Origin of the sequence: Halomonas sp. (assembly GCF_052095765.1) — a bacterium.
Lineage (GTDB): Bacteria > Pseudomonadota > Gammaproteobacteria > Pseudomonadales > Halomonadaceae > Halomonas.
In genome coordinates this window covers 1-9301 of the sequence record NZ_JBQDJZ010000099.1, presented here as the reverse complement: position 1 = coordinate 9301, position 9301 = coordinate 1, and the positions used below count along the sequence as shown (strand labels likewise).

Annotated in this window: 6 protein-coding genes and 1 tRNA gene; 3 read left to right on the top strand and 4 right to left on the bottom strand. The window is 59.2% G+C overall.

Annotation, left to right across the window (positions count from 1 at the left end):
* Positions 1 to 1082: SLC13 family permease (locus ACTH3D_RS11390; RefSeq protein ID WP_441667235.1), on the top strand; the 1082-nt coding region annotated here is incomplete at its 5' end.
* Positions 1083 to 1186: 104 nt separating this feature from the next.
* On the opposite strand, the gene ACTH3D_RS11385 is transcribed toward ACTH3D_RS11390, so the two are convergent.
* From ACTH3D_RS11385 to betI, 4 genes are all read right to left on the bottom strand, one after another.
* The gene (locus tag ACTH3D_RS11385) at positions 1187 to 3634 is read right to left on the bottom strand and encodes an acyl-CoA dehydrogenase (RefSeq protein ID WP_441667234.1); all 2448 of its coding nucleotides are present in this window, start codon (positions 3632 to 3634) and stop codon (positions 1187 to 1189) included.
* Positions 3635 to 3882: 248 nt separating this feature from the next.
* Entirely contained in the window at positions 3883 to 5589 is a 1707-nt protein-coding gene (gene betA / locus ACTH3D_RS11380) for a choline dehydrogenase (RefSeq protein ID WP_441667233.1), read from the bottom strand.
* 80 nt (positions 5590 to 5669) lie between these two features.
* Entirely contained in the window at positions 5670 to 7142 is a 1473-nt protein-coding gene (gene betB, locus ACTH3D_RS11375) for a betaine-aldehyde dehydrogenase (RefSeq protein ID WP_441667231.1), read from the bottom strand.
* 58 nt (positions 7143 to 7200) lie between these two features.
* Positions 7201 to 7797, bottom strand: coding sequence for a transcriptional regulator BetI (betI, locus tag ACTH3D_RS11370; protein ID WP_441667230.1), 597 nt, complete (start codon positions 7795 to 7797; stop codon positions 7201 to 7203).
* A 181-nt stretch (positions 7798 to 7978) separates the two neighbouring features.
* Between betI and ACTH3D_RS11365 the strand changes: the two genes are divergently transcribed.
* Both ACTH3D_RS11365 and ACTH3D_RS11360 read left to right on the top strand, forming a co-directional pair.
* Positions 7979 to 8932, top strand: coding sequence for a choline ABC transporter substrate-binding protein (locus ACTH3D_RS11365; protein WP_441667229.1), 954 nt, complete (start codon positions 7979 to 7981; stop codon positions 8930 to 8932).
* A gap of 90 nt (positions 8933 to 9022) precedes the next feature.
* Positions 9023 to 9099: transfer RNA gene (locus tag ACTH3D_RS11360), tRNA-Met, on the top strand.
* Positions 9100 to 9301 lie beyond the last annotated feature (202 nt).

Below are 9301 nucleotides of genomic sequence, written 5' to 3'. Positions count from 1 at the left end.
AGAACAAGAAAAATGACGCGGATAATGGGGCGGTAGCGACTCTTGATAAACCGGTTTCTGACCGGCCGAATTTTGATGTGTTGCCTTCTGGAGAGCCGCAACGCAGCATCGCTCAACCCAAGGTAGACGCTTCGCGTCAGAGCAGCTCCGCCGCAAAACCAGACAAGAAGGAAAAAAAACAGGAGAACGACAAGTCGGGTTCGAGGCACTCTGCCATGGATACCGATGACATGCAGCTAATTGAAGCGGTCATCCGCAATGACTCGATGATGCTGTACCGTTCAGCCGGTCAGTTACGTCTGCGTAACCAGTTTGGCCTGCATCTCGTTGCAGTGGCCCGCGACGGTGCGCGACTCAACCAGCGACTGCGCGAGATCCGTTTTCGTGCCGGTGATGTGCTGCTGCTTCAGGGGGACGAGCAAGGCATTGGAGAAAGTCTGTCGACTCTCGGCTGCCTGCCATTGGCGCGCCGCGACCTGGCGTTGGGTAAGCCGCGGCGTATGCTGTTAGCGCTGGGTATTTTTGCTGCGGCGGTGATTGTCATGGTACTGGGGTTGGCGCCCGCCGCTGTGGCGCTTTCCACAGCAGCGCTGATTTCGCTGATAGTCGGGGTGTTGTCGTTGCGCGATGGCTATCAGGCCCTCGACGGGCCGGTGATCGTGTTGCTGGGGGCAATGATCCCAGTCGGTCAGGCATTGGAGACCAGTGGCGGGGCGGCGATGATAGCGCAATCGCTGTTGCTGCTCGGGAGCCAGTGGCCGATTATAGCCACGCTGTTTGGCCTGTTCCTGATCGGCATGCTGCTGTCCAATGTGGTGAACAATGCGGCGGCTGCACTGCTGATGGCGCCAGTTGCCGCAAGCCTGGCCAAGGGCTTCGAGGTGTCCATGGACCCGTTTCTGATGATTGTGGCCATCAGCGCGTCCTGCGCTTTCATGACCCCGATTGGTCACCAGTCCAATACGTTGGTGATGGGGCCGGGAGGCTACCGTTTTAGTGACTACTGGAAGCTGGGATTGCCGCTGTCACTTATTGTGATGCTGGTTGCTGTTCCTATGGTGTTGCTGGTCTGGCCCCCGTGAGAGCAACTGAAGTCAGCACACCTAAAAGGCCTGGGCCCGGCATGTTGCCGGGCCCAGGCCTTTGCGGTTGAGGACTCTGATTGCTGATGGACAGACAGGCCTTGTCAGGCTGGCTGGTGGCGCAGCACCTTGGCTTTGTCGATGACAAAAGCGTCGTAATCGAAGTCGTCTACGGTGAGCATCTCCAGCACTTTGTGCTCACGCTCACGCATGAAGCTGGCGTCTTCCTCGCTGAGAATGCCCTTGGCCAGCGCGGCTTCTACTCGCTCTTCTGGATGCAGGGCATCGGCGGGCAACTCACCTTTGGCGTAGGCCTTGTTGACCTTTCGGTAAAGGTCCTCAGCACGTTTCTGGGTCGACAGCAGGTCGTTGTAGCTGGCCAGCGGATTGTCTTGAGTGCCGTCGTGCAGATCCCAGGTGTTTTGCAGCAGCTTGGTGCGCAGCGCAGTGTCGTTGGAGATTGCATTGGCGATATCGCGGGCCAGGTCATCACTCGGGCGCTTCCAGCGACGGCCTCTCGGCATGACCACGACGCGCAGCATGAGGCCCAGGGCACGGCTTGGCAGGTTGTCGAACAGCTCATCAAACGCCTGCTCGGCACGGTTTAGCAGCCACTGGACAGAATAGTGCAGCAGGGCTTCTTCGCCTTCTGCCGGCTCGCTTTCGTCCCACTGCTTAAGCAGCATGCTGGCCAGATAGAGATTAGATAGCACATCGCCCAACCGAGCTGACAACATTTCACGCTGCTTGAGCTTGGAGCCCAGGCTGGCCATGGCAGCATCGGCACACAGGCTGAAGCCGGCCGATAGGCGGGCGATGTCACGCGCATAGACAGCTGCCGGACCGCTGAAGGGCACCTTGGGGCGACCTACGCCAAAGGCCTGGCTGAAAGACCGGGCTGCGTTGCCAAAAATCAGACCGACATGGCCAAAGAAAGCGCTATCAAAGGCATCAATATCGTTGTTGTCTTTGGCGGCCAATTCTTTGAGTACAAAGGGGTGACAGCGAATTGCGCCCTGACCAAAGATCATCAGGTTGCGGGTCATGATGTTGGCACCCTCCACCGTAATGGCGACTGGGTTGGCGCTGTAGCCGATACCGATATAGTTACGCGGCCCAAGCGTGACCGCCTTACCGCCGTGAATGTCCATGGCGTCGGCAAGAATTTGACGCTGGAATTCGGTCAGCTGACTCTTGAGAATCGCTGAAGGGACCGCGGGCTTCTCACCATGGTCGATGGTGTTGGCAGTCTGGTATACCGCTGCCTGAGCGATATAGCCTAGTGCGGCCATACGGGCCAGCGGCTCCTGGACACCTTCCATTTCGGCCACTGGTACGTTGAACTGGCGGCGGATGCGTGCAAAGCCGCCGGTCCAGCCGAGGGCATAGCGGCCGGTGCCAGTGGCGCCGGAGGGCAGGGTGATGCAGCGGCCCACGGATAAGCACTCCACCAGCATGCGCCAACCCTCGCCAATCATTTCTTCGCCGCCGATGATGGTCGAAAGCGGCACGAATACCTTGTCACCCTTGATGGGGCCGTTCAGGAAGGGACTGCCGATAGGGTGGTGGCGGCGGCCAATTTCCATGCCCTCGGTATCACGCGGCACTAGTGCCAGGGTAATACCGCGGTCTTCTTCTTCGCTAAGCAGGTGCTCGGGGTCAAACAGGCGGAAGGCCAGGCCGACGACGCTGGCGATGGGTGCCAGGGTGATCCAGCGCTTCTCGAAGGTCAGCTCCAAGCCTAGAACCTGTTTGCCATCGACTGTGCGTTTGACCACGGTGCCCACGTCGGGAATCGAGGTGGCATCAGAGCCGGCGCGGGGGCCGGTCAGACCAAAGCAGGGAATCTCGCGGCCATCGGCCAAGCGTGGTAGGTAGTGGTCTTTCTGTTCTTCGGTGCCGTACTTCAGCAGCAGCTCGCCCGGGCCAAGCGAGTTGGGAACACCGACGGTAACCATCAGCGTTTCGTTGACCGAGAGCTTCTGCAGTACTGTTGATTGCGCCTTGGCGGAAAAGCCCAGGCCGCCATACTGCTTGGGAATGATCATGCCGAAGAAGCGCTCTTTCTTCAGGTAATCCCACAGCTCCTGGGGCAAGTCGGCACGTTCCTTGGCGATATCCCAGGCGTTACACATGCCGGCGGCCACGCCGCACTGATGATCAACAAAGGCGCGTTCTTCGTCGCTGAGGCCCTTATCGGTAAAGGCCTGCAACTTGCCCCAGTTGGGACGGCCGGAAAACAGCTCACCGTCCCAGGCCACGGTGCCGGCTTCTAGGGCGGTGCGCTCGGTGTCTGAGACCTTGGGCGCGATCTTCTTGAACATGTTGAACAGACGGGGTGTCAGCCACTTGCTGCGCAAGGACGGCAGGCCGCTGATTGCAATCCCAACTGTCACCAGCAGTAGAATGATGCCAATGACGTTGGCTTCAGCCAGAATGCCAACCAGCCCGAAAAAGCCGGTGACCAGCATGGCCGGGATAGGTCCGGCTTCGCTGCGCATAACGTAAAGCAGGCCCAGAAAGGCCAGCACAATCAGTACAAGTGTGGGCATGATGCCTCCAGTGTCTCAGCGGATAGTAAATCTGCAAAAGTGAAACAGGTATTCGAACGGACGTTTTAATTGGCCTCAGCCTAGCGCAAGCGCGGGCGTGTGACCAGTCCTGAAAGCTATCGCTGCAACCAGCTTACTATAATAAATACCAGAACCAAGGTAGTCGGCGGCAAAAATGGCGCCGCAACTGTAGGGGAGGCGGCGGCCCGCGTTAGGCGGCGTGAGGGGCCGCCCTGTCATAGGGAGTTTTAGGCGTCCAGCTGGCGTACGGGTGTGCCCCGGGCTGGTGTGATTCCCGCCACAAAGTAGGCTGCCTGGCTGCTCGGCAGCGGCTCGCGACCGCGAATCTTATCGGCCATTTTTTCCGCCAGCATCAAGGTCGGGGCGTTGAGGTTGCCGGTGGGAATCAGCGGGAACAGCGAAGCATCGACTACCCGTAGGCCGCTGACGCCGTGTACTCGGCCGGCACCGTCTACCACCGCATCGTCACCATCGCCCATGCGGCAGCTGCCACAGGGGTGGTAGGCGGTTTCGGCATTGGCCCGCACAAAGGCGTCGAGTTCAGTGTCGCTGGTAATCTTGGGGCCGGGGGAAATCTCGTCGCCCCGATAGGCGTCCATGGCCGGCTGGGCGATGATTTCCCGGGTCAGTCGGATGGCGTCGCGAAATTCCTGCCAGTCCTTGTCGGTGGACATGTAGTTGAACAAGATGCTGGGCGCAGCCTTGGGGTCGCGGGAGGTCAGCCGCACGCGGCCGCGACTCTCGGAGCGCATGGACCCCACGTGGGCCTGAAAGCCGTGGGCCTGCACCGCGCTCTTGCCGTTGTAGCTGATGGCAATGGGCAGAAAGTGATACTGCAGGTTCGGCCAGACTTCGCCATCGTTTGAGCGAATGAAACCGGCGGCCTCGAAGTGGTTGCTGGCACCAATCCCGGTGCCAAGCAGCATCCATTCGGCGCCAATTTTTGGTTGGTTCCACCACTTGAGCGCCGGATACAGCGAGATCGGTTGCTTGCACTGGTACTGAATGTACATCTCCAGATGGTCCTGCAGGTGTGCGCCGACGTTGGCGTTGATGTGCACGGGCGTGATGTCGAGCTCGTCGAGCACGTCCTTTGGCCCAATACCCGAGCGCTGCAGGATCTGCGGCGAGGCAATGGCACCGCCGCACAGCAGCACCTCGCGGGTGGCGCGAACGTCTTGGGTTTTTCCGCGGCGCTCATAGCGCACGCCGACAGCCTGTTTGCCCTCAAAGAGAATCACATCGGTGGTGGCGCGGGTCTCGATGGTTAGGTTAGGGCGCTTTCTGGCCTGATCCAGATAACCTCGGGCGGTGGAGGAGCGCCGTCCACGTGGCGTGACGAAGCGGTCCATGGGGCCGAAGCCTTCTTGCTGGTAGCCGTTGACGTCCTCGGTGGTCGGATAGCCGGCCTGCTGGGCAGCCTCAACAAAGGTGTGGTAGAGCGGGTTGCTGGTCTGATCTTTGCTCGTGGATGAGGTGGCCACGCTGACCGGGCCGTCGACACCGTGGTAATCGCATGTGCCGGCATCGTAGTTTTCAAACTTTTTGAAGTAGGGCAGGCAGTCGGCATATCGCCAGTCAGAAAGCCCTGGCTGTTTGGACCAGCCGTCGTAGTCCAGGGGGTTGCCGCGGATATAGCACATGCCATTGATCAGCGATGAGCCACCCAAGCCCTTGCCGCGTCCGCATTCCATGCGCCGGCCGTCCATGTTGGGCTCGGGGTCGGTCTCGAAGGCCCAGTTGTAGCGCTTGCCCTGCAGTGGGTAGGCCAGTGCGGCGGGCATCTGGGTGCGGAAGTCGAAGCGGTGGTCGCGGCCGCCGGCCTCGAGCAGCAGCACCCTGACGTCGGCATCTTCGGTGAGGCGGGTGGCCAGCACGTTACCGGCAGAGCCGGCGCCGATAATGATGTAGTCGAATTCACGGGTCTGAGACATGCGGGTCTCCACAAAATGACTTGTACAGAGTATTAGGGAGCAATGCCGCAAACAGCTCCCTGGAAACACAGTGGGCCGATTCAGAACACGGACTCGAACGGCCCCATCTCGATCTGAATTGATTTGGTCTGGGTGTAGTAGGCCAGCGTCTCAAGGCCGTTTTCGCGCCCTACGCCGGACTGCTTGTAGCCGCCAACCGGCATTTCGGCAGGCGAATCGCCCCAAGTGTTGATCCAGCAGATACCGGCTTCAAGCTGATGGATGACGCGATGGGCGCGATTCAGACTTTCACTGAACACGCCTGCGGCCAGGCCATAGTGCGTGTCGTTGGCGCGCTGGATTACCTCCCCTTCGTCTGCGAAAGACAGAATCGACATCACTGGACCAAAGATTTCTTCGCGCACGATACGCATCTCATCGGCGCAGTCGGTAAATACTGTGGGTGCTGCCCAGGCGCCGACACTCCAGTCAACGTTTTGGCCGGTGCCGGAGAGCTCACCGCCGGCTAGAAGCCGCGCACCTTCTTCCTTACCTAGGGCGATATACGACAGCACCTTGCGCTGGTGCTCGAAGCTGATCAGTGGACCGAAATTGACCGTCGGGTCGAGTGGGTCGCCGGCCTTGATGCGGGCGACCCGCTCGATCAGTTTGGTCTCGAAGGCATCCTTGATGCTGTTCTCGACGAATACTCGGGTACCGTTGGTGCAGACCTGCCCGCTGGAATAGAAGTTGGCCATCATCGCGGCATCGGCGGCACGGTCTAGATCAGCATCGGCAAACACGATCAGCGGAGACTTACCGCCAAGCTCCATGGTGACGTCCTTGAGGCTTGATGCCGCGGCGGCGGACATGACCTTTTTGCCGGTGCCGACTTCGCCGGTAAACGAAATCTTGCTGATGCCCGGATGGCCGGTGATCAGCTTGCCGACACGTGCATCGCCATGCACCACGTTGAATACGCCATCGGGCAGGCCGGCCTCGGTGAAGATCTCGGCCAGCAGCACGGCGGAAAGAGGGGTGACTTCACTGGGCTTGAACACCACTGAGTTACCGGCGGCCAGAGCTGGAGCGGCCTTCCAGCAGGCGATCTGCAGCGGGTAATTCCAGGCGCCGATAGCGCCGATCACACCCAGCGGTTCGCGGCGGGTATACACAAAAGATGACTCACGCAGCGGAATCTGGCTGCCCTCAATGGCGGGAGCCAGGCCGGCGTAGTACTCGAGCGCATCGGCACCAGTAGCAATATCGACGGTAGACGTTTCGCTGATCGGTTTACCGGTGTTGCGGCTTTCCAGCTTTGCCAGCTCGTCATTGCGCTCGCGCAGCAGCGCCACCGCGCGTTGCAGTATGCGACCACGCTGCATGCCGCTCATCGCCGACCACTGCCGCTGGCCGCGGTGTGCGGCTGCGACTGCCGTATCGACATCAGCTTCGCTGGCGTGAGCAACCTCGGCCAGTTGGTTGCCGTCAAACGGGTTTATGACCTGAAAGGTTTCTTGCGAGGTGGCGGCGACGCGACGGCCATCAATGTAGTGGGGCAGTAACTGAGCCATGGGGTCTCCAGTGAAATTAGTGGGGTAAAGCAAACGACTGGCCTGGTGGGTCAGTGATCTAGCTGGCTGGCTGATCGTTGATCAAGCGACTCAGGTGCTCTCTGGCCAGACGCCGTGAACGGTCACCATCCAGACCTTCAGCGCTCAGGGCGCCGCGCAGCCATAGTCCATCGATGGTGGCAGCCAGCGAACGTGCGGCATCCCTGGCAGCCTCTCGCGGCATCAGCTGGCAAAATTCATGACACAGGTTTGAGTGCAGGCGCCGGTCGTTGACTCGCTGTAAGCGCTGCAGCTGAGGCTTATGCATGCTGCTGGCCCAGAAGGCTAGCCAGGTCTTAGTGACGGGGGAAACGACCTGGCTGCAATCGAAGTTGCCATCAATGATGGCTTCCAAACGCCTCTGCGGTGTGGCGCTGCGCAATGCAGCTCGCCGTGAAGCCACCGCTTCGCCCAGGTCGCTAAGAATCTGGCGCATGGTGGCCTCAAGCAGCCCGTCTTTGCCGCCGAAGTAATGGCTGATGATCCCAGCTGACACACCTGCATGACGTGCAATACGAATCACCGTGGCATCCGCTAGGCCAACTTCGTCGATCGCCTTCATCGTCGCGGCAATCAGCTGCTGGCGCCTGGTAGTTTCCACTCCAACCTTGGGCAACGTGGCTCTCCTTTTATGGCTTGTTCGCAGCTGGCATTTCATTGGGCATCGGAGACAGGATTCAGCAGCCGTCAGATTTGCAGCAGGGTGATCGATAGCTTGCCACTCTTTTATTGAACGTTCAATCAATGTAGATTGTAGCCGATCGTGAATCCTGATAAACCAACAGAGAGAACCGACGATGAACAAGATACCCCTGAGCCTGGCTACTTTGACGCTGATCTTTTCTGCCGGTGCTAGCATGGCGGCAGACAACAGTTGTGAGCAGGTACATTTTGCCGAAGTGGGCTGGACAGACATTACGGCCACCACGGCGCTGACTACAGAGGTGCTTGAAGGTCTCGGTTATGGGACAAAGGTCGACACAGTGTCAGTCCCGATTGCCTACTCGGGCATGAAGCACGGTGATTTCGATGTGTTTCTGGGTAACTGGATGCCGACCATGGCCTCAATCAGTGATCCCTATGTGGAGCGCGGGCAGGTCGAGCGATTGAAGGTCAACCTGGCCGGCGCTAAGTACACCCTGGCGGTGCCGCAGTATGTTTACGACGCGGGCGTGACGTCATTGGCCGATCTGGCCGAGCACAGCGAGCGTTTCGAATCGAATATCCACGGTATTGAAGCCGGCAACGATGGCAACCAGATGATCCAGCAGATCATTGACGACGATGCCTTTGGTTTGGGCGACTGGAAGCTGGTCGACTCTAGTGAAGCCGGGATGCTGGCTGAACTTAAGGCGCGCGTGCCGAATGAGCAATGGATGGTGTTTCTAGGTTGGGAGCCACACCCCATGAATACTAACTTTGATATGGCCTACCTGGACGGTACCGATGACTACTTCGGCCCGAACTTCGGTGGTGCGACGATTTATACCAATACCCGCGCCGGATACGCTGAGGCGTGTTCCAATGTGGGTGCGCTGCTGGACAACCTGAGCTTTACCCTGGAAATGGAAAACCAGCTGATGGCTGCAATCATGGATGGCGGAGAAGACCCCCGTGATGCAGCGCGCGCCTATCTTAAGGCCAATCCTGAGGTATTGAACGTATGGCTTGACGGCGTGACGACGCTGGACGGTGAGCCCGCCTTGCCGGCAGTTATGCAGGCGCTGGGTATCGAGCACGCTGCAGGCTGAAACTGGAGCTTGCCAGCGGGACAACCGACGTGCATAATCCCGCACCGATGGATAGTCATTGGGTGGTCGTGACTTATTCCGTCCCGATACGGCTACGTAGCTCAGCTGGTTAGAGCACATCACTCATAATGATGGGGTCCCCTGTTCGAATCAGGGCGTAGCCACCAGATATGAAGCGCCTGCAACCTTTCGGTCGTAGGCGTTTTTTTATTGGCAGCATAAGTCGTCGGAGCGGAACGCGGGAAAGGGAAAACTGGCCTGCAGGTGTTGACCTTACTGATCCTATCCGTATACTACGCCACGTGTTCGAGGTCATTCCCCGATAGCTCAGTTGGTAGAGCAAATGACTGTTAATCATTGGGTCGCAGG

What these genes read in the sequence shown, in the direction of transcription:
- betB (WP_441667231.1), bottom strand. Translation starts at nt 7,142, where the DNA reads ATGGCTCAGTTACTGCCCCACTACATTGATGGCCGTCGCGTCGCCGCC.
- ACTH3D_RS11365 (WP_441667229.1), top strand. Translation starts at nt 7,979, where the DNA reads ATGAACAAGATACCCCTGAGCCTGGCTACTTTGACGCTGATCTTTTCT.
- betA (WP_441667233.1), bottom strand. Translation starts at nt 5,589, where the DNA reads ATGTCTCAGACCCGTGAATTCGACTACATCATTATCGGCGCCGGCTCT.
- ACTH3D_RS11385 (WP_441667234.1), bottom strand. Translation starts at nt 3,634, where the DNA reads ATGCCCACACTTGTACTGATTGTGCTGGCCTTTCTGGGCCTGCTTTAC.